The 20890-nt window shown below is 69.8% G+C and carries 17 protein-coding genes; 12 read left to right on the top strand and 5 right to left on the bottom strand.

Annotated elements, in window-relative coordinates:
* Window positions 1–652 precede the first annotated feature (652 nt).
* On the top strand, window positions 653–1309 hold the full coding sequence (locus RWQ91_RS03450) for a DUF559 domain-containing protein (protein ID WP_314502625.1): 657 nt from the start codon (window positions 653–655) through the stop codon (window positions 1307–1309).
* A 142-nt stretch (window positions 1310–1451) separates the two neighbouring features.
* Here the strand turns inward: RWQ91_RS03450 and RWQ91_RS03445 are convergent, their stop codons facing one another.
* Window positions 1452–2261, bottom strand: coding sequence for a ParA family protein (locus tag RWQ91_RS03445; RefSeq protein ID WP_314502624.1), 810 nt, complete (start codon window positions 2259–2261; stop codon window positions 1452–1454).
* Between the two features lie 71 nt (window positions 2262–2332).
* Between RWQ91_RS03445 and RWQ91_RS03440 the strand changes: the two genes are divergently transcribed.
* Genes RWQ91_RS03440 through RWQ91_RS03430 form a run of 3 tightly spaced genes read left to right on the top strand, consistent with a single transcriptional unit; the run spans window position 2333 to window position 7875 of the window.
* Window positions 2333–5740, top strand: a complete 3408-nt coding sequence (locus tag RWQ91_RS03440) for a pyruvate carboxylase (protein ID WP_314502623.1) — start codon at window positions 2333–2335, stop codon at window positions 5738–5740.
* Window positions 5741–5796: 56 nt separating this feature from the next.
* Window positions 5797–7380 (top strand): MinD/ParA family protein, encoded by a 1584-nt coding sequence (locus RWQ91_RS03435; protein WP_314502622.1) that lies wholly within the window; start codon window positions 5797–5799, stop codon window positions 7378–7380.
* Between the two features lie 3 nt (window positions 7381–7383).
* On the top strand, window positions 7384–7875 hold the full coding sequence (locus RWQ91_RS03430; protein WP_314502621.1) for a peptide deformylase: 492 nt from the start codon (window positions 7384–7386) through the stop codon (window positions 7873–7875).
* A 353-nt stretch (window positions 7876–8228) separates the two neighbouring features.
* On the opposite strand, the gene RWQ91_RS03425 is transcribed toward RWQ91_RS03430, so the two are convergent.
* Window positions 8229–10055, bottom strand: a complete 1827-nt coding sequence (locus RWQ91_RS03425) for an AMP-dependent synthetase/ligase (protein WP_314502620.1) — start codon at window positions 10053–10055, stop codon at window positions 8229–8231.
* Between the two features lie 169 nt (window positions 10056–10224).
* Here RWQ91_RS03425 and RWQ91_RS03420 point away from each other — a divergent pair, with 169 nt between their 5' ends.
* Genes RWQ91_RS03420 through RWQ91_RS03410 form a run of 3 tightly spaced genes read left to right on the top strand, consistent with a single transcriptional unit; the run spans window position 10225 to window position 13277 of the window.
* Window positions 10225–11184, top strand: coding sequence for an ROK family glucokinase (locus RWQ91_RS03420; protein WP_314502619.1), 960 nt, complete (start codon window positions 10225–10227; stop codon window positions 11182–11184).
* Window positions 11185–11187: 3 nt separating this feature from the next.
* A complete protein-coding gene (locus RWQ91_RS03415) occupies window positions 11188–11880 on the top strand; it encodes a lysophospholipid acyltransferase family protein (protein ID WP_314502618.1) in 693 nt (230 codons plus the stop codon).
* Window positions 11881–11939: 59 nt separating this feature from the next.
* Window positions 11940–13277, top strand: a complete 1338-nt coding sequence (locus RWQ91_RS03410) for a class II 3-deoxy-7-phosphoheptulonate synthase (RefSeq protein WP_314502617.1) — start codon at window positions 11940–11942, stop codon at window positions 13275–13277.
* Between the two features lie 6 nt (window positions 13278–13283).
* Here the strand turns inward: RWQ91_RS03410 and pknB are convergent, their stop codons facing one another.
* On the bottom strand, window positions 13284–15227 hold the full coding sequence (gene pknB / locus RWQ91_RS03405) for a Stk1 family PASTA domain-containing Ser/Thr kinase (protein WP_314502616.1): 1944 nt from the start codon (window positions 15225–15227) through the stop codon (window positions 13284–13286).
* A gap of 94 nt (window positions 15228–15321) precedes the next feature.
* Window positions 15322–16578, bottom strand: a complete 1257-nt coding sequence (locus RWQ91_RS03400) for a LysM peptidoglycan-binding domain-containing protein (protein ID WP_314502615.1) — start codon at window positions 16576–16578, stop codon at window positions 15322–15324.
* A 145-nt stretch (window positions 16579–16723) separates the two neighbouring features.
* On the opposite strand from RWQ91_RS03400, the gene RWQ91_RS03395 reads away from it, so the two are divergent.
* A complete protein-coding gene (locus RWQ91_RS03395; protein WP_314502614.1) occupies window positions 16724–17071 on the top strand; it encodes an Rv2175c family DNA-binding protein in 348 nt (115 codons plus the stop codon).
* A 13-nt stretch (window positions 17072–17084) separates the two neighbouring features.
* Here the strand turns inward: RWQ91_RS03395 and RWQ91_RS03390 are convergent, their stop codons facing one another.
* Window positions 17085–18179: a polyprenyl synthetase family protein gene (locus RWQ91_RS03390; RefSeq protein WP_314502613.1), complete on the bottom strand. Its 1095-nt coding sequence runs from the start codon at window positions 18177–18179 to the stop codon at window positions 17085–17087.
* A 65-nt stretch (window positions 18180–18244) separates the two neighbouring features.
* Between RWQ91_RS03390 and RWQ91_RS03385 the strand changes: the two genes are divergently transcribed.
* The 4 genes from RWQ91_RS03385 to RWQ91_RS03370 all read left to right on the top strand — a co-directional run bounded on the left by RWQ91_RS03385 (window position 18245) and on the right by RWQ91_RS03370 (window position 20889).
* Window positions 18245–18613: a DUF3040 domain-containing protein gene (locus RWQ91_RS03385; protein WP_314502612.1), complete on the top strand. Its 369-nt coding sequence runs from the start codon at window positions 18245–18247 to the stop codon at window positions 18611–18613.
* 181 nt (window positions 18614–18794) lie between these two features.
* Window positions 18795–19226: a division/cell wall cluster transcriptional repressor MraZ gene (gene mraZ / locus RWQ91_RS03380; RefSeq protein ID WP_314502926.1), complete on the top strand. Its 432-nt coding sequence runs from the start codon at window positions 18795–18797 to the stop codon at window positions 19224–19226.
* Window positions 19227–19330: 104 nt separating this feature from the next.
* Window positions 19331–20284, top strand: a complete 954-nt coding sequence (rsmH, locus tag RWQ91_RS03375; protein WP_314502611.1) for a 16S rRNA (cytosine(1402)-N(4))-methyltransferase RsmH — start codon at window positions 19331–19333, stop codon at window positions 20282–20284.
* Window positions 20281–20889, top strand: a complete 609-nt coding sequence (locus tag RWQ91_RS03370) for a hypothetical protein (protein ID WP_314502610.1) — start codon at window positions 20281–20283, stop codon at window positions 20887–20889. The genes rsmH and RWQ91_RS03370 overlap by 4 nt, the downstream gene beginning before the upstream one ends.
* Window position 20890: the final 1 nt, after the last annotated feature.

The raw sequence follows: 20890 nt of genomic DNA, 5'->3' as shown, positions 1-20890 counted from the left end.
GCGCTCCGACGCTCCGTGCCCACGCGCTCGGCGCCCACGCGTTCGGCGCCCGGGTGCCCGTCCCCACCCTCCTTCGTCCGTCACCTATGTACGCCGTCGGGGCCTTGCGGCGTACATAGGTGACGGACGAATGGGGCACGTGCCGCTGCCATCCCTTGATCCGTCACCGGTGTACGTCGTCGGGGCCTTGCGGCGTACATAGGTGACGGACGAATGGGGCACGTGCCGCTGCCATCCCTTGATCCGTCACCGGTGTACGTCGTCGGGGCCTTGCGGCGTACATAGGTGACGGACGAATGGGGGGAGCTGTGGAAAACCGCAGCAGCGCACTGGGCACGCCCGGCACAGTGAGGGTATGACGACGACTGACCCGGGGGGCGATCTTCAGGGTCGCGGATGCGCGACGCGCGGGGAGACCTCGTCGCTGGATCGACGGGGACGACTTCGACCGGCCCTACCGAGGACTGCGGGTGACGCGCGCCGAGGAGGCCGAGGACGCAGCCGGCCGGCCAGGGCCGCTTCAGCGGGCGGCCATCGCACGTGCCGCGGTTCACTTCTCGGCGCATATGCACGCCGGGGAGTACTTCAGCCACACCACGGCGGCCGTGCTCTGGGACCTGCCACTCCCCTGCTGCCTGATGCCCTGCCGCACGTGAGCGTCCGCGGCCGGGCTCCCCGCCTCGCGGGCATCCATGGACACCAGATCGCTGACTCGCTGGCGCGCGTGGTGACACATCCGGAGCACGGACTGCGGGTGGCCGATCCGGCGACCACCTGGGCGATGCTCGGCGGGATGCTGCGGCATCCCTACGACCTCGTCGCGGCCGGCGACGCGATCGTGCGCACTCCGCGCATCCCCGGTCCGACCCCGCGGATCGAGCGTGACGCGTGGGGCACGGTGGCAGAGCTCGATGTGGCGCTGCGAGCAGGTCGGCGACGCGGAGCGGCCGCTCTCAGGGACGCGCTGCGGCGCATCCGCGCAGGTTCGGCTTCGCGCATGGAGACGTGGGTTCGCCTCATCATCGTGGATGCCGGCCTCCCGGAGCCGGTGATCGACCACGACGTGTTCGACGGGCGCGGTCGGTTCGTCGGCTGCGTGGATCTGGCCTATCCACATCTGCGCATCGCGATCGAGTACGAGGGCGATCAGCATCGCACCGACCCGCGCCAGTGGCAGCGCGACATCGAGAAGCATGAAGCCCTGGCTGACCTCGGGTGGCGGGTCATCCGGGTCTCGCGGGATCATGTGTTCTCCGACCCGGAGTCGATCTCGCGGCGGGTTCGCGCCGCTATTGCCGCGCAGCGCTGACCGGCATCCGTCCGGGGCCAGTGGCGGTCGCGGAAGCAGCGACATCCCACCACCGTTCATCCGTCACGAACGTACGCGTTTCCGCGTCCCCGGCGTACACGGGTGACGGACGAACCCCTAAAAGGGGGGCCCCAGAAAAGCGTTACGCGCGCGCTTCGCCCGCGACCGGAATGCGGCCGGTGCGCATGACCCGGTCCAGCAGCGCGTCGAAGTCGGCCGCGAGCTCCTGGGCGGAGTCGCCGGGCCAGATGTGCAGCGGCTTGGCAGCGCCCTGCGCCTGCTGCAGCGACGTGCGCTCGGGCAGCTGCGGGGACAGAACGAGCGGGCCGAACATGTCGCGCAGCTCCTTGATGCGGAACTGGTGCTCGATCGACTGCGGACGCACGCGGTTCACGACGATGCCGAGGGGCTGCAGACGGGGGGAGAGGCCGCGGCGGATCTCCTCGATCGCGCGCAGCGCGCGGTCGGCCGCGGCGACGGAGAACAGTCCGGGCTCGGTCACGACGATGACCCGATCGGATGCCGCCCACGCGGTGCGCGTGAGGGCGTTCAGCGACGGGGCGCAGTCGATCAGCACGAGGTCGTAGTCGGCCTCGATGGTCGCGAGGGCCTCTTCCATCTTCCAGACGTCGCGCACCGAGGGGTGCGGGCCGTCGAAGTTGATCGCGGAGGGGCTGCCGATCATGACGTCGATCGTGCCGGGGTGCACCTTCGCCCAGCCGCTCGAGGTGATCGCCTGACGGACGACCTTCTCCTTGGGATTGGCGAGCACGTCGGCGACGTTCAGCCGCCCGGCGACCTGGATGTCCATGCCGGTGGAGACATCGGACTGCGGGTCGAGATCCACCACGAGAGTCCGAACTCCCCGCGCGAATGCCGCGGAGGCGAGTCCTAGAGTCACGGTTGTCTTGCCGACCCCGCCCTTGAGGGAGCTGACGGAGAGTACGTGCACAATCCTCAACGTTACCGTCCCCTAGGCTGAGAGCACACTCAGCCCGATCCCAGGCGCGCAGCGAGGTGCGAATGTTCCGAAAGATCTTGGTCGCCAACCGCGGAGAAATCGCCATTCGCGCGTTCCGCGCTGCGTATGAACTCGGTGCCCGGACCGTTGCGGTGTTCCCGTATGAGGACCGCGGATCACTGCACCGTCAGAAGGCCGACGAGTCGTATGCGATCGGCGAGCCGGGCCACCCCGTGCGGGCCTACCTCGATGTCGAGGAGATCATCCGGGTCGCGCTCGAATCGGGCGCGGACGCCATCTACCCCGGCTACGGCTTCCTCTCCGAGAACCCGGAGCTCGCCGCGCGCGCCGCCGAGAACGGCATCACCTTCATCGGCCCGCCCGCGCTCGCGCTCGAGATGGCGGGAAACAAGGTCACCGCGAAGGAGCACGCGATCGCTGCGGGCGTGCCCGTGCTGCGCTCCACACCGGCATCCGACGACGTCGACGAACTGGTCGGGCAGGCGGAGGCGATCGGCTTCCCGATCTTCGTCAAGGCCGTCGCCGGCGGCGGCGGCCGCGGCATGCGTCGCGTCGAGACTCCCGCCGAGCTGCCCCCCGCGATCGCCGAGGCGATGCGCGAAGCCGGTGCCGCGTTCGGCGACGCCCGCGTCTTCCTCGAGCAGGCGGTCCTGCGCCCCCGTCACATCGAGGTGCAGATCCTCGCCGACGCGACAGGCGAGACCGTCCACCTGTTCGAGCGGGACTGCTCGGTGCAGCGCCGGCATCAGAAGGTGATCGAGATCGCGCCCGCGCCGAACATCTCGGACGAGCTGCGCACCGCTTTGCATCGGGATGCCGTCGCCTTCGCGCGCTCGATCGGATACCTCAACGCCGGCACGGTGGAATTCCTCGTGGACACCGCCGGTGAACGTGCCGGCGAGCACGTGTTCATCGAGATGAACCCGCGCATCCAGGTCGAGCACACCGTAACCGAAGAGGTGACCGACGTCGACCTCGTGCAGTCGCAGATGCGTATCGCCGCCGGCCAGACGCTCGCGGAGATGCGCCTTCAGCAGGATGACATCGTCCTGCGGGGGGCCGCCCTGCAGTGCCGCATCACCACCGAGGACCCGTCGCAGGGGTTCCGGCCGGACACCGGCCGCATCACCACGTATCGCTCGCCCGGAGGCGCCGGCATCCGGCTCGACGGCGGCACGACTGCGGCGGGCTCGCAGATCAGCCCGCACTTCGACTCCATGCTCGCCAAGCTCACCTGCCGCGGCCGGGACTTCCCTTCGGCGGTGGCGCGCGCCAAGCGGGCGCTGGCCGAGTTCCGCATCCGGGGCGTCTCCACCAACATCCCGTTCCTGCGCGCGGTGCTCGACGATCCGTCGTTCGTCGCGGGCGACCTGAGCACCGCCTTCATCGAAGAGCGCCCGCAGCTGCTCACGAGCCACCCGTCGCGCGACCGGGCGACGAAGCTGATCAACTGGCTCGCCGACGTCACGGTCAACCGGCCCTACGGGGAGAAGCCAGTGTCGGTCTCCCCGGGCAGCAAGTTGCCCGTCATCGACCTGAGCGCACCGGCGCCGTCCGGCAACCTCGAGCGCCTGCGCGCTCTGGGCCCCGCGGGCTTCGCGCAGGCGCTGCGCGAGCAGACCCCGCTCGCGGTCACCGAGACCACCTACCGCGACGCGCACCAGTCGCTGCTCGCGACCCGCGTCCGCACCCGCGATCTGGTGCGGGTCGGTCCGCATGTGGCACGCATGACGCCGCAGCTGCTGTCGATCGAAGCGTGGGGCGGTGCCACGTACGACGTGGCGCTGCGCTTCCTCGCCGAGGATCCGTGGGAGCGCCTGGCGGCGGTGCGCGAAGCCGTGCCGAACATCCCGATCCAGATGCTGCTGCGGGGGCGCAACACCGTCGGCTACACGCCGCGGCCCGTCGAGGTCGCCCAGGCGTTCGTGCGCGAAGCGGCATCGACGGGTGTGGACATCTTCCGCATCTTCGACGCCCTGAACGACGTCAGCCAGATGCGTCCGGCGATCGACGCCGTGCTGGAGACGGGCACCGCCGTCGCCGAGGTCGCCGTCTGCTACACCGCCGACCTGCTGGACCCGAGCGAGAGGCTCTACACGCTGGATTACTACCTTCGCCTCGCCGAGCAGATCGTGGACTCCGGCGCCCACATCCTGGCGATCAAGGACATGGCGGGTCTGCTGCGTCCCGCCGCCGCGGCGAAGCTCGTGACGGCTCTGCGGGAGCGGTTCGACCTTCCGGTGCACCTGCACACGCACGACACCGCGGGCGGGCAGCTGGCCACGCTGCTCGCCGCGAGCGCCGCCGGCGTCGACGCGGTGGATGCCGCAGCTGCGCCCCTGTCGGGAACGACGAGCCAGCCCTCCCTGTCGGCGCTGGTCGCGGCGCTCGCGCACACCGAGCGCGACACGGGCATCGACCTCCACGCCGTGAGCGACCTCGAGCCGTACTGGGAGGGCGTCCGTCACCTCTACGCGCCGTTCGAGTCGGGCCTGCCCGGCCCGACCGGACGCGTGTACCACCACGAGATTCCCGGCGGGCAGCTCTCGAACCTGCGTCAGCAGGCGATCGCACTCGGGATGGCCGATGACTTCGAGCAGATCGAGGACATGTACGCCGCGGCCGACCGCATCCTCGGGCGCATCCCGAAGGTCACGCCGTCCTCCAAGGTCGTGGGCGATCTGGCGCTCGCGCTCGTCGCGGCCAAGGCCGATCCCGCCGACTTCGCCGAGAACCCGCAAAACTACGACATCCCCGATTCGGTCGTCGGCTTCATGGCGGGCGAGCTTGGAGATCTTCCGGGCGGATGGCCCGAGCCCTTCCGCACGAAGGTGCTCGCGGGACGGAACATCTCGATCGACGTGCCGCCTCTGACGGATGCCGAGCGCGAGGGTCTGTCCGGAGACGCGGCAGCGCGACGCCGGACGCTCAACCGGCTGCTGTTCCCGGCGCCTGCCAAGGAGTTCGAGGCGAACCGTGAGGCGTACGGCGACCTGTCCTCCCTCGGCACGCCCGACTACCTGTACGGGCTGAAGCCCGGCGAGGAGCACATCGCCGAGATCGACCCGGGTGTGCAGCTGTACGTCGGGCTCGAGGCGATCGGCGAGGCGGATGCCAAGGGCATGCGCACCGTGATGACGACCCTGAACGGCCAGCTGCGCCCGGTGTACGTGCGCGACCGCGGCATCGCCGTCGAGACGAAGGCCGTGGAGAAGGCCGACACCTCCCGGCCGGGCCAGGTCGCCGCCCCGTTTTCCGGTGTCGTCACCCTCAAAGCGACGGTCGGCGACACAGTCACCGCCGGCCAGCCTGTCGCCTCGATCGAGGCGATGAAGATGGAAGCGGCCATCACGGCGCCCATCGGCGGTGTGGTCGAGCGGGTCGCGATCAGCGAGACCCAGCAGGTGGAGGCGGGCGACCTTTTGGTCGTCATCCGTCCCGGACAGTAACCTGGAGGGTGCGGCATCCCCCCGCACAATCCTTTCCTGTCTTTGGAGATACCGCTGTGACGCCCGATCGCACCGACCAGACGCACGCCGATGATGCCGAGAACGAGCTGAACGGCGTGCTGTCCGACACCGGCAGCGTCGGGACGGCGGGCATCGGATTCCTCGGGGGACAGACCGAGCAGGTCAGCGTCGTGCTGCCCTCGAACGACGAGGACGACCTGGTCGACGACGACGTGATCGATGATGAGGTGGCGTTCATCGAGGCCGAGGATCGGGGCTCGGATGCCGAAGCTGCCGCGCCGGGGGAACAGGATGCCGAGCCGGAGCAGTGGACGGACGCGGAGAGCGTCTACGACAGCACGCCCGCGATCGAGGACGCCTCCGTCGTCGACGATGAGGAGGCTGCGGGCGAGCACGGTGAACCGTCGCTCGGATCGCTGCACGACGGGTCCGCGCAGCCGGAGCATGCCTCTCCCGCGTTCGCCGCAGATGCGGCGACCATCCCCGCGGCGCCACCGCTGCCTTCGCGCACGGGGTCGACGCCGACCACCGGCTCCGTCCCCGCCACGCGGTGGGAGGCGCAGCATCCCGATGTCGAAGAGCGTCCGGAGCCCGCCCGCGCCGTCGAGCGCGTCATCCCGCGTGCGGACGTGACCATGACCTCGAAGCGACTCGGTGAGTTCGAGGCCGGACGCGAGACGGCGGACCTGCTCACCGCCGACCGCCTGCTCGATCCCAGCCAGGTCGTTCGCCCCGAGCCCGAGGGCGCGTGGCAGCACTTGGTCTACTCGCTCTCGCGGCGACGGATCAACCTCGGCGACGGAAAGCGCGCCCGCGCCCGCAAGGAGCTCGACCGCCGGATCGCCGCGCCGCTCAGCGGCAGCGCCCGCTTCGTGCCCGTGCTCTCGCGCAAGGGCGGCGTGGGCAAGACGACCGTCACGACGCTTCTCGGCATGGCCCTGGCCGACGCACGTGACGACCGGATCATCGCCGTCGACGCCAACCCCGACCGCGGAACGCTCGCCGAGCGCATCTCGCGCTCGAGCGGCAAGACGGTGCGCGATCTGGTGAAGATCCGCTCAGAGGTCACCGGGTACAACGACATCTCCAACATCGTCGCCCGCGACGAGACCCGGCTGGACGTGCTGGCGTCGGATGCCGATCCCCGTGTGTCCGAAGCGCTCAACGACCGCGACTATCACGACGTCGCAAGCCTCGCCGCGCACTACTACTCGATCGTGCTGACCGACACGGGCACCGGCATCGTCCATTCGGTCATGGGTGCGACGCTCGATCTCGCGGACCAGCTCGTCGTGGTCACCGGCTTGAGCGTCGACGAGGCGCGCCTGGCCTCGGAGACCCTCACCTGGCTCGAGACGAACGGCTACTCCGAGCAGGTGCGCAACGCCATCGTGGTGCTGAACAACTCGCGCCCCGGCACGCCGCTCGTGCGCCAGGACGAGCTCGAGGGACACTTCCGCACCCGCGTGCGGACAGTCGTGCGGGTTCCCTACGATCCGCACATCGCCGCCGGCAGTGCCATCTCGTTCCGGGACCTGCAACCGGCGACCCGCCTGGCCGCGCGCGACCTGGCCGCCACCGTCGTCGAGGGCCTGCGCGCCCTCACGCCCGCGGCGTAGCGCATGGCCGTTCGACCCATCCGCGTCTTCGGCGACCCGGTGCTGCGCGCCGTCAGTGCGCCGATCGAGGAGATCGACGACGGCATCCGGGCGCTCGTGCGCGATCTGGTCGACACTGTCGAGCTGCCCGGTCGCGCCGGCGTGGCCGCTCCCCAGATCGGCGTGGGACTGCGTGCGTTCAGCTACAACATCGACGGCGACATCGGGTACGTCCTCAACCCCGTGCTCGCCGAGGTCTCGGGTGAGCCCGAACTCGTCGGGGAGGGCTGCCTGTCCGTTCCCGGGCTGTGGCACGAGGCGCTGCGGTACCCGCACGCCAGGGTCACCGGCGTCGATCTGGACGGCGAGGAAGTGGTGCTGGAGGGTGATGGCCTGCTCGCCCAGGCGCTGCAGCACGAGACCGACCACCTCGACGGAATGCTGTACCTCCAGCGGCTCCCCGCGGAGTCCCGCCGCATCGCGATGCGCGAGATCCGCGAGTCCGACTGGTTCTGAGTGCCGGCGCGGGGTTCTTGTGGAAACGCCCCTGCCTCCTCGAGGACGCCCTGCCTTCTCGGGCAGGGCGCAGAAGCGGCAGCATCCGTCCCTCTTCCTCCTCGGTTCGTCCGTCACCTGTGCACGCGAAAGCGGCCCCGCGGCGTACCTCGGTGACGGACGAACGAAGGCGGGTCGACCGGGCCGACCGAGACGACGCTGCGCCGGCACCTCTTTCCCCTCCGTTCGTCCGTCACCTGTGCACGCGAAAGCGGCCCCGGGGCGTACCTCGGTGACGGACGAACGGAGGGTGAACCGGGGCAACGGAAACGGCCCCGAAGCGTGAGCTGCGGGGCCGTCCTCGAACCTGCCGGTCAGCCGAGCGAGACGTTCGTCGTGTTCACCGGCACGTTGTAGAGCTCGTCGACGTCGTCGGCGAAGTCCTCCATGATGACGTTGCGCTTGATGCTCATCTTCGGGGTGAGGTGCCCGCTGGCCTCGCTCCATTCCGTCGAGAGGATCGTGAACTTGCGGATCGACTCGGCGCGCGACACGTTGGCGTTCGCGCCGTCGATCGCACGCTGCACCTCGGCGCGCACGGCCGGGTTCTTCGCCGCATCCGCCAGCGTCATGTCCGTCGGCAGGCTGTTGTTGCCGAGCCAGGTGGGCAGCATCTCGCTGTCGAGGGTCACCAGCGCCGAGATGAACGGCTTCTGGTCGCCGACCACGACGACCTGCGAGACGATCGGGTTCGCGCGAATCGGGTCCTCGAGCGCGGCGGGGGCGACGTTCTTGCCACCGGCCGTCACGATGATCTCCTTCTTGCGACCGGTGATCGTGAGGAACCCCTCCGAGTCGAACGCGCCGATGTCGCCCGTCTTGAACCAGTCGCCGTCGAAGGTCGCGGCCGTCGCCTCGGGATTGCGCCAGTACTCCTTGAAGACGTTGACGCCGCGCACCTGGATCTCGCCGTCATCGGCGATGCGGATGCCGACACCGGGGATGACCGGGCCGACGGTGCCGATCTTGGACTTGCTCGCCTGGTTGACCGTCGCGGGCGCGGTCGTCTCGGTGAGTCCGTAGCCTTCGAGGATCGTGATGCCGAGGCTGTGGAAGAAGTGCCCGAGACGCGGGCCCAGGGGAGCCGAGCCCGAGACCGCATACTCGACCCGGCCGCCCATCGCGGTGCGCAGCTTGCTGTAGACGAGCCGGTCGAAGAGGGCGAACTTGATCTTCATGCCGAACGGGATCTTCTTGCCCTCCTGCAGCAGGGAGGAATGCTCGATCGCGGTGTGGGCGGCGGCGCGGAAGATCTTGCCCTTGCCACCCGCCTCCGCCTTCTGCTCGGCGGAGTTGTAGACCTTCTCGAACACGCGCGGCACCGCCAGCAGGAACGTGGGCTTGAACGACCCGAGGGCCGGCAGCAACTGCTTGGTGTCGGGCTGGTGCCCCGTCTTGACGCCGGCATGGATGTCGAGGATGGAGATGAACCGCGCGAAGATGTGCGCGGTCGTGATGAACAGCAGCGTGGACGCACCGGGGGACTCGAAGACCTCCTGGTTGGAGCGCGTCGCGTTGCGGACCAGCTCCACGAAGTTGCTGTGCGTCAGCACGCACCCCTTCGGCCGGCCGGTCGAGCCGGAGGTGTAGATGAGTGTCGCGATGTCGGAGCCGCCGGCGATGTTGCGGCGGCGCTCGATCTCGGCATCCGTCACGTCTTTGCCCTGCGCGACCAGCTTGTCCAGATCGCCGCGGTGCATCTCCCACACCGACCTGACCAGCGGCACGTCGGCGCGGACCTCGTCGAGGCGGGCCGAGTGATCCGCGGACTCGGCGATGCAGGCGATCGCCCCCGAGTCGGTCAGGTTCCAGCCGATCTGGGCGGGGGAGCTGGTCTCGTAGATCGGCACCATCACGGCACCGGTGAAGAACAGGGCGAAATCGACCAGCGTCCAGTCGTATGTCGTGCGGGCGATGAACCCGACCTTGTCGCCGGGCTCGATGCCGGCCGCCACGAATCCCTTGGCCAGGGCGATGACCTGCGACTGGAACTCGGCGGCGGTGATGTCGCGCCAGCCGTCCCCGTCGGGGACGGCGAAAAGGGCCAGCTGCGGCGTCGCCTTCACGCGGTCGACCAGCAGGTCGGTGATGTTGGCCTGCGGATCAGCAGGCACGATGGCGGGGACTTCGAATTGAACCACGGCAACTCCTTCGGTACCGGTCGCGTTCTCGGGTAGGTCTGATCCGAGTGTATCCGAGGGGGTTGAGCCGCAGGCATGGGGCCGCCCGCAGGAGGCCACTAGACTGCAAGGCGCCGCCGCCGCCGCGCCGGTTCGCTCGCGGCAGCGCGGGTCGGAACAGAGGAGTGCAGTGCTCAAGGTCGGAATCGACATCGGTGGGACCAAGATCGCCGGCGGTGTCGTCGGCCACGATGGCCGGATCGTGGAGAAGCTGCGTGTGGACACACCCGTCGACACGCGCGCACTCGCGGATGCCGTCATCGACATGGCCCGTCACTTCAGCGCCGCGCACGAGATCGCGGCGGTGGGTGTCGCCGCAGCCGGATTCATCGACCGCGACCGCGCGAACGTGATCCACGCCCCCAACATCGCGTGGCGCGATGAGCCGCTCAAGGCGATCCTCGAAGCCCGCATCGACGTCCCCGTGACGATCGAGAACGACGCGAACGCCGCGGGCTGGGCCGAGTTCCGCTTCGGCGCCGGCCGCGACGTCGACGACATGGTCATGCTGACGATGGGCACCGGCGTCGGAGGCGCCGTCATCTCGAGCGGTGCGCTGTACCGCGGGGGCCACGGCATCGCCGGAGAGCTGGGGCACATCCGCTTCACCCGCGACGGCCTGCCGTGCGGCTGCGGCCAGAACGGATGCCTCGAGCAGTATGCGTCGGGTCGCGCCCTGCAGCGGCAGGCGAACGAGATCGCGGATGCCGGGGGCATCGGCGCAGCGCTGGCCGACGTCCGCGCGCAGAAGGGCGCCATCAGCGGACCGGCCGTCTCGCGGCTGGTCCTCGCCGGCGATCCGGGGGCGGTCGAAGCGCTGCGGCGCGTGGCGACCGCGCTGGGGGAGGCGTGCGGCGGGTTCCAGGCCGTGCTCGATCCTGAGCTGTTCGTGATCGGCGGCGGCGTCGCCCAACTGGGCGAGGACCTGCTCGGCCCCGTGCGGATCGCCTACGAGACCTCGCTCCCCGGGTACGGCGACCGGCCGATCGCCGCCTTCGCGATCGCTGAACTGGGCAACGACGCGGGCCTGATCGGTGCGGCGGACCTCGCGACCACCCACCCCCGGACCCAGACGGTGGGGAGCGCGTAGCCGATGTTCTACTGGCTGATGAAGTACATCGTGATCGGACCGCTGCTGAAGGCGATCTTCCGCCCCTGGATCGTCGGGCGGCGCAACGTCCCGGTGGAAGGCGCGGCCATCCTCGCGAGCAACCACCTGTCGTTCATCGACTCGGTGTTCCTGCCGCTGATGATCGACCGGCCGATGTCGTTCCTGGCCAAGAGCGACTACTTCACCGGCAGGGGGCTCAAGGGCTGGGCGACCCGCATGTTCATGAAGGGCACCGGTCAGATCCCGATCGACCGCACGGGCGGCAAGGCCTCCGAGGCCTCCCTCAACACCGGACTGCAGGTGCTCGGCCGCGGCGATCTGCTCGGCATCTATCCGGAGGGGACGCGCAGTCCCGATGGCCGGCTGTACCGCGGCCGGACGGGCCTTGCCCGGATGGCGCTCGAGGCCCACGTGCCGGTGATCCCGGTCGTGATGGTCGACACCGACACCGTCATGCCGATCGGCCGTCGCATCCCGCGCGTCGGACGCGTGGGGATGGTGATCGGCGAGCCGCTCGATTTCTCCCGCTTCGCCGGCATGGAGGGCGACCGGTACATCCTGCGCTCGGTCACCGACGAGATCATGGTGGCGCTGCAGCGTCTGGGCGAGCAGACGTACGACGACGTGTACGCCTCGACCGTGAAGAACCGGCTGCCGGCGAAGCCCGCTGCCTGAGCCGCCGGGCGGCCGTCACGCGGGCCGGGGGAGCACCGCGGCGCGGATAGACTGAGCGGATGCTCCAGCAGCTTGACGCACTCGACCACTGGCGGACTCTGCCGATCAAGCAGCAGCCCTCGTGGTATGACGCGGACGCTGTGGCGGCCGTTTCCGCCGAGATCGCGACGCTTCCGCCCCTGGTCTTCGCGGGCGAGGTCGACAACCTGCGCGAGCAGCTCGGGAATGCCGCATCCGGTCGCGCCTTCGTGCTGCAGGGCGGCGACTGCGCCGAGACCTTCGCCGGCGCCACCGCCGAACAGATCCGCAACCGCATCAAGACGGTCCTGCAGATGGCGGTCGTGCTGACCTACGGCGCCGCCATGCCGATCGTGAAGATGGGGCGCATGGCGGGGCAGTTCGCCAAGCCCCGCTCGAGCGACACCGAGACGCGCGGAGACGTCACGCTGCCCGCCTACCGCGGCGACATCGTCAACGGATTCGATTTCACCGAGGGCTCGCGCCGCGCCGACCCCGCCCGGCTGCTCAAGGGCTACCACACCGCCGCGTCGACGATCAATCTGATCCGCGCGTTCACCCAGGGTGGCTTCGCGGACCTCCGCGAGGTGCACAGCTGGAACAAGGGCTTCGCCGAGAACCCCGCCAACCAGGCGTACGAGCGCCTGGCGCACGACATCGACCGGGCGATCAAGTTCATGGAGGCTGCCGGCGCGGACTTCGACGAGCTTCGCCGGGTCGACTTCTACACCGGCCACGAGGGCCTGCTGATGGACTACGAGCGGCCGATGACGCGCATCGACTCGCGCACCGGCACGCCCTACAACACCTCCGCCCACTTCCTGTGGATCGGCGAGCGCACCCGCGAGCTCGACGGCGCGCACGTCGACTACTTCTCGAAGATCCGCAACCCGATCGGTGTGAAGCTCGGACCTTCCACGACGCCGGATGCCGCGCTCGCGCTCATCGACAAGCTGGACCCGCACCGCGAGCCCGGCCGGCTGACCTTCATCACGCGCATGGGCGCGGGCAAGATCCGCGATGCGCTGCCGCCGCTGCTGGAAGCGGTCCGCGCTTCGGGTGCGACGCCGCTGTGGGTCACCGACCCGATGCACGGCAACGGCATCACGACTCCGACCGGCTACAAGACGCGCCGATTCGACGACGTGGTGGACGAGGTCCGCGGCTTCTTCGATGCGCACCGCGCGGTCGGGACGCACCCGGGCGGCATCCACGTCGAACTCACCGGCGACGACGTCACCGAGTGCCTCGGCGGTTCGGAGATGATCGACGAGGCCACGCTCGCGACGCGCTACGAGAGCCTGTGCGACCCGCGCCTGAACCACATGCAGAGCCTCGAGCTCGCGTTCCTGGTGGCCGAGGAGCTCGACAAGAGGTAGCGCGGGTCAGAAGGCGCCGTTGATCCGGAAGCTGACGACCGTGCCCTTGGCGGCCTCCGTGCCGGCCGCCGGAAGCTGCGATTCCACTTCGGTGATCCCATCGAGGACCGCGTCCCACAGGGTCGCATACTCATAGTCGAAGCCGGCGTCGGTGAGCTTCGCCTTGGCTTGGTCGCGCGTGAGGCCCACGATGTCCGGCACCGGGAACAGCTCCGGACCGGCCGAGACCACCAGGGTGACCGACTCGCCGGGCCGCCAGTTGCCGCCGCCGTCGCGTTCGGCGATGTACACCACCAGGCCGGCGTCGAGGTCGTCGCGGAATTCGTCCGCCGTCCCTGCGACGGACAGACCCTTCTCGGCCAGCAGCGTGGTCGCCGAATCGACGCTCTGGCCGTAGACATCGGGCACCGGACCCACCGACACCGACAGGGTCGCGGTGTCGCCCTCCAGGGCGCTGCATCCCTGTGTGCAGTCGATCGGATCGCCTCCGGCACGGGGGGTCACCGAGACTCCGATGACGGTGCCCTCCGCCTCGTCCGTGAAGTACTGCTGATCGGGGTCGGCGACGGTCAGGTTGATCGCCTGCAGGATGCCGCGGGCATCGGTCGCGCTCGTGCCGGCGAGCGCCTGCACGGTCTGCGGCTGCGGACCCTGCGAGATCAGCACGGCCACTGTCGCGTTCTTGTCGAGCCGGGACCCGGCGGACGGGTCGGTGCCCACCACGACGCCCGGTGCGACGTCGACGTCATAGACGTTCTGCGGCACGGCCTGGAGCGAGTCCTCGGCGAGGCGCTGCTGCGCCTGTTCGAACGTCAGCGTCGCGACGTCGGCGACGACGACCTGCGAGCCGGGACCCGAACCGAACCACCACCCGGTCGCCGCGGCCAGTGCCGCCAGCAGGAGGACCAGGGTCAGCAGCCACCCGCCCCTGACCGAGCGGCGCTTGGTGGCCGCGCGCAACCGGGTCGCGTTGTCGACGTCGACCACCGCGTTCGTCGGGGCGGTCATCGCAGCGGGCAGCACCTGGGTGAGATCGCCCGAGTCGCCCGCGACCTCTTCGCGGATGATGCCCGCGGACAGGGTGCGTGCGACCTGTGGAGCGATCCCGAGCTCGCGCTCGATCTCTCGCAGCCGCTCGAGCATGACCTGTGCGTCGGTAGGGCGGTCGTCGGGGGACTTCTCGGTCGCCCAGAGCACCAGCTCGTCGAGCTGCTCGGGCACACCGGGATTCTTGACGCTCGGTCTGGGCACCGAATCCGTGGCGTGCTGGAAAGCGATCTGCATCGGCTGCTCGCCCTTGTAGGGCTGCTCGCCGACGAGCATCTCGTACAGCATGATGCCCAGCGAGTAGATGTCGCTGCGCGCGTCGGCCATGCCCCGCGTGACCAGCTCCGGCGCGAGGTAGGCGATCGTGCCGAGCAGCTGGGCGCCGGTGGCGGTGTTGGCGGTGGTCGCACGCGCGAGGCCGAAGTCGCCGATCTTGATGCGCCCGTCCTCGGCCAGCAGCACGTTCTCGGGCTTGACGTCGCGGTGCACGATGCCGGCGCGGTGCGCGGCGGACAGGCCCGACAGGATGGCGTCCATGATCGTGACCGTCTGCGGGATCGTCAGACGCCGCTGCTCGCGCAGCAGCTCGCGCAGCGTGATGCCGGGCAGGTACTCCATGACCAGGTACGCCATGTCGCCGTCCTGGCCCTGGTCGAACACGTTGACCACATGGGGGTCGGCCAGCCGGGCCGCCGATCTCGCCTCCTGGATGAAGCGGCTCTGGAACACGGTGTCATCGCTCAGGTGCCCGTGCATGACCTTGAGCGCGATCCGACGCTCCAGACGCAGGTCCGTCGCGACGTAGACGGTCGCCATGCCGCCGCGCGCGATGCGCGCGCGCACCCGGTATCGGCCGTCGACCAGACGTCCGATCAGCGGGTCGGCCTGCTGACTCGTGCTCACGGTCAGAGTCTACGGACGAGGACCTGCGAGCCCGCGGAGCGCCTCACCCCTGGCTCAGCCGTCCGCAAGGCCGCGATGCGGTGCTCGCGGGCGGTCACCCGTGGGCTGCGAGCCACGCGTAGGCGGGCTGCTCCCACTGCGCGTAGCGCTCCGGGAAGGCCGAGATCTGCACGGCCTGTGCGGCGTCGGCGAAGGACAGGTCGGTCCAGCCGTCGATGTCGAGCAGGCCGCGCGTGGTGTAGCCGTTGGGGTCGGCGGGACCGCCGTAGAAGGTCCGGGCAGCGCGCACCGGATCTCGGACCTGATCGGGCGAGCCCCATCCCGTGCTGGGGCGCTGCTGGAACAGGCCGAGCGAGTCGCGGTCGCCCCAGTCGAGGTTGCGCAGCCAGGATTCCTGCATCGCCGTGCCGAGCGCGATGGCGATGCCGCGATCGGAGACGCCGAGCTCCCGCCCGACGCTGATGATGATGTCCGCGTTGGCGGCCTGCTCGGCGTCCAGAGCGCTCGACGGGGTCGGTGCCTGTGCGGGTGCGGTGTCGGCGACCAGCGCGAGGGATGCGGCAGAGGGAATCGCGAGGATCTGCCCCGGGTGGATGATCGACGATCGATCCAGGGCGTTCGCGTCCAGAAGGATCTGCGTGCTCAGGCCGTGCAGCTGCGCGATCGCGCTGATGGTGTCGCCGGCGGCGACGGCGTAGGTGCCGGCGGCCGCCGGGGCCGGGGGAGCGACAGGGTCGGCCTGGGGGATCGGGACGGCGGGAGCGGATGCGGCGGCCGCCGCGCCGGGGACCGCGATGCTCTCTCCCGGGTAGATGATCGAGGACCAGCTCATGCCGTTGGCTGCCAGGACGGCATCCACTGACACGCCGTGCTGAGCGGCGATCGAGCTGATCGTGTCTCCGGCGGCCACGACATAGGAGCCCGGCGCCGCCGTCTCGGCGGGCGGTGCCGCCGCGGGCGGTGCGGGCTCGATGGATGCCGATCCGGCCAGGAGGAGGATCTGGCCGGGCTGGATGATGGAGGACCACGTCAGCCCGTTCACGGCCAGGACGTCAGCGGTGCGCAGACCGTGACGTGCCGCGATGGTCGAGACGCTGTCGCCCGCCTGCACCTCGTACGTGTCCGCGATCGCTGCGGCCGGAGCTCGCACTGTCGCACCGAGGGCGGTCAGGGCCCCGCCCGGCGAGGCCAGCAGCCTGAGCGGAGACGACGCCTCCGAGCCGCCGGATCCCGCTGCGTGAGCGGGTGCCGCGCTCATGAGCACCGCGAGCGATCCTGCCAGCGCTACGGGGATGCCGGTGCCGACCCCTCGTCGTGCGCGGTCGGGCAGGTGGGGGCTGTCGGATCGCAAGAGATCTCCCTCGATGGCTTGGCAAGAACCGTGTCACGGAAGTAAACGCCTGTCAACTCACGTTGCTAATGTGACTGGAGTGAAATGAGCCACGCGGGCCCAGGCGAGGTGGAGCAGTCCGGCGCGATGATGCGATCATTGATCCGTGACTTCTGACGCCACGCCCGTGCACACCGAATGGCTCACGCTCGCCGATCTGACCGAGATCCTCGGCGAACCGCTCGGCCGCATCCGTCGGCGGCTCGACGAGCGGCAGCTCGTCGGTTCGCGTCGCGAGGGCGCGTTCAAGGTGCCCGCCGTCTTCATCATGGACGGGGAGCCGATCGGCTCCCTGCGCGGCACACTCTTCGTGCTGCACGACGCGGGATTCACCGACGACGAGGCCATCGACTGGCTGCTGAACCCGGAGGAGTCGATCGGCATCGCGCCGGTCGACGCCCTGCGCGCCGGTCGCAAGAGCGAAGTGCGGCGGGTCGCGCAGGCCCTGGCCTGAACCCGGCCGCGACTCAGGTCGTCCGCACCGTCGCCGCGCGCGCAAGATCGCGCAGGTCGCCGACGGCGGAATTGCCCAGGCGGGCACCCGAGAGAGCACGCTCACCCTGGCGCGCGTACTCGGCGATGAGCTGCTCCACCCGGTCGAGGGCGCCGGTCTCGACGATCGTCCGCTGCAGGGATGCGATCTGGTCGGCATCCAGACCCGGGTCGCCCACGAGCTCGTCGATGATCCGGCGTGCCGAGGGAGCGAGCCGCTCCCGCGCGTAGGCGATGAGCACGGTGCGCTTGCCCTCGCGCAGGTCGTCGCCGGAAGGCTTGCCGGTGACGGCCTCGTCGCCGAAGACGCCGAGCACGTCATCGCGCAGCTGGAAGGCCATGCCGACCGGGTGCCCGAACGCGGCGAGGGCAGCCTGCTGGTCCTCGTCCGCTCCGGCGAGCGCCGCGCCGACGGCGAGCGGCTGCTGGATGCTGTACCGGGCCGACTTGAGCGACGCGACCCGCAGCGCGCGCTCGGCGTGCAGCTCGTCCGGCTCCCTCACGTAGGCCGACTCTTCTGCGATGTCGAGGAATTGGCCGATCGTCACTTCGCGCCGCATGATCGCGTACTCCCGGCGGGTGGCGGCCGCACGTGCACCGGATGCCGCGACCAGGCCCTCTTCGAGCAGATCGTCGCTCCACGCCACCAGCAGATCGCCCAGCAGGACGGCTCCCGACCGGCCGAAGGCGGCCGGGTCTCCCGCCCACTCCCGTGAACGGTGCGCGGTCTCGAGGGCTCGATGAGCGGCGGGGCGTCCGCGGCGGGTGTCGGAGTTGTCGATCACGTCATCGTGGACCAGAGCGGCGGCGTGGAAGATCTCCAGCGCGGCCGAGGCTGCGATGACATCGTCGGGCGGCGTCGAGACCGGTCGCGCGGCCTCCTCCACTGCCCTCCACCCGGCCAGGCAGAACCGACCGCGCAGTCGCTTTCCGCCGTCCAGCGCGGTGGCGCCGGCATCCACCAGGAGCTTCGCCTCGGGCCCGAGATCGGCCGTCGCGGCCCTCTGGCCCGAGAGGAATATGTTCAGACGCTGGGAAACAGCTTCAACGGCATCCGAGGAGGGTGACACGGGCCTAGCCTAGTGATCCACGGCACGCGTAGAATCGACGGGTCCGAGCAATCAGAGGGGGATGCATGCCACTCTCCGAACAGGAGCAGCGTCTGCTCGACGAGATGGAACGCCATCTCATGCGCAATGACGCCGACGTGGTCAGCGCGCCTACCGACGGCCGCACGCTGAGCTATCGCAACATCGTGTACGGCACGATCCTCGTGCTCGTCGGCCTCGGTGCGCTCATCGTGGGCGTGTCGACGCAGCTCATCGTGGTGGGCGTCATCGGCTTCGTCGTGATGCTGGGTGGAGTCATCCTCGCCGTCACCCCGACCCGCGGCATCCCGCGCGGCCCTGTCGAGGCCGCACCGGCTTCCCCGAAGGCGCGACCTGCCTCCTCGTTCATGGATCGCATGAACGATCGATGGGATCGCCGCCGCGAAGGGCAGTGAGCCGAATCCGACGCTGATCGTCACAGAAGCACCGACCTCCGGGTCGGTGCTTTTTTCTTTGCTCCGGAGCGCGCGAAGGGAGCCGGAGAGCTCCGTTGTGTCACGAATGGGTGACAAAGTGGAGTGAAGTGGAGTAAAGTGGCGATCATCCCACGGGGGCCGGACGAAGGGGGTGATGGCAATGCTTTTGGGCACGCACACTCCCAAGCTCGACGACAAAGGCAGGGTCATCCTGCCTTCGAAGTTCCGCGAAGACCTCGGCGGCGGAATCGTCGTCACGCGCGGCCAGGAGCGGTGCCTCTACGTCTTCAGCGCCGACGAGTTCGAGCGCATCCACGAGCGCATCCGCGAGACGCCGCTCTCGAACAAGCAGGCGCGCGACTTCCTGCGGATGTTCCTCTCGGGTGCGAGCGCCGAGAAGCCCGACAGCCAGAACCGCATCACGATCCCGCCGGCGCTGCGCTCCTACGCCGGGCTCGAGAAGGAGCTCGTGGTGACGGGAGTGGGCGCTCACGCCGAGATCTGGAACGCCGACGCATGGAACGCCTACGCCGAGGGCAACGAGGAAAGCTACGCCGAACTGGAGCAGGAGGTGATTCCGGGCCTGTTCTGAGCCCCCGACCCTGACTCCCAGCCGCTCACGCCCTGGCACACTTCCCCGGTGCCAGGTCAGAGCGGATGGGGATCAGGATCTGGGGAGCACGATCCCCGCACCTCATGAACCCGCGTGACATCCACACACCGGTCCTTCTGGACCGCTGCATCGAACTGCTCGCACCCGCCCTCGAGAAGGACGGCGCCGTGTTCGTCGACACCACCCTCGGAATGGGCGGTCACTCGGAGGCCTTCCTCGAGCGATTCCCCAGCATCCACCTGATCGGCCTGGACAGAGACCAGGATGCCCTGCGCATCGCGGGGGAGCGGCTCGCGCCGTTCGAGGACCGGATCACGCTGGTGCACACGGTGTACGACGGCATCGAGGCGGCCGTCAAGAACGCCGGCTTCGAGGCCGCCGACGGCATCCTGTTCGACCTCGGCGTCTCCTCGCTGCAGCTCGATGTCGCCGAGCGCGGGTTCGCCTACTCGCAGGATGCCCCGCTGGACATGCGCATGGACCAGACGACCGGGCCGATGGCGTCGTACGTGCTCGAGACCTACAGCGAGGGCGAGCTGCGCCGCATCTTCGAGCGCTACGGAGAAGAGAAGCTGTCGGGCCGCTACGCCCGCGCCATCATCAAGGCGCGCGAAACAGCGCCCATCGAGCGCTCCGGGCAGCTGGTGGAGATCCTCATCGCTGCGACACCGTACGCCGCCCAGCGGGCCGGGCACCCGGCCAAGCGCGTGTTCCAGGCGCTGCGCATCGAGGTCAACGGCGAGCTGGCCGTGCTCGAGCGCGCCGTTCCCGCGGCGCTGCAGATGCTCCCGGTCGGGGGACGCATCGTCGTCCTGGCCTATCAGTCCCTCGAGGACCGGCTCGTCAAGCGCGCGCTGGCAGAGGCGACATCCTCGACCTCGCCCGCCGGGCTCCCGGTGGAGCTGCCTGACCACGCGGCGCGGTTCCGGCTGCTGGTCAAGGGCGCCGAGCTCGCCTCCGACGCGGAGCGCGAGCGCAACCCCCGGGCCACGCCGGTGCGACTGCGTGCCGCCGAGCGCGTGAGGGAGGCCGCGTGAGCGCCGTCGACGCCCTGTCCGCCGACGTCCTCGGAGCGGGCGCTCTCTCTTCTGCGGGACGACGCACGTCCCCGGAGCGCCGGCTTCGGGTCGTCGCAGAGCCCTCGCGTCGCCGCCGGCCGAAGCTGATCTACGGCATCGTCGCTCTCGCCGGCGCGCTGACGATCGGCACCGCGCAGATGGCTCTGTCGATCCTGACCACCCAGAGTTCGTACGAACTGTCGGCCTTGGCCCAGGAGGCGCGGCAGCTCACCTTCCAGAAGCAGATCCTCTACGACGACGTCGCCGGGCTCAGCTCGCCGCAGTACCTGGCAGCCAACGCCTCGGCCCTCGGCATGGTGATCGAAGAGGCGCCCAGCTACCTGCGTCTGAGCGACGGCGCACTCCTCGGGGCCGGCCAGGCAGCGCTCGGCGCCTCGTCGGTCGACGCGATCGGCCGCGCCGCCGTCCCGAACGAGCTGATCACCGACACGCCCCTCGTGACCGCCCCGGACGCGACGATCGAGGGGGCGCCGGTCGAGGCGGATGTCGTGGTGACCGACGGCGGAGTGGCGAACACACCGCCTCCGATCACCGACGGACTGCCCACCCCGACCACACACTGAG

Origin of the sequence: uncultured Microbacterium sp. (genome assembly GCF_963524805.1) — a bacterium.
Lineage (GTDB): Bacteria > Actinomycetota > Actinomycetes > Actinomycetales > Microbacteriaceae > Microbacterium.
This window is presented reverse-complemented; position numbering and strand designations above follow the sequence as displayed.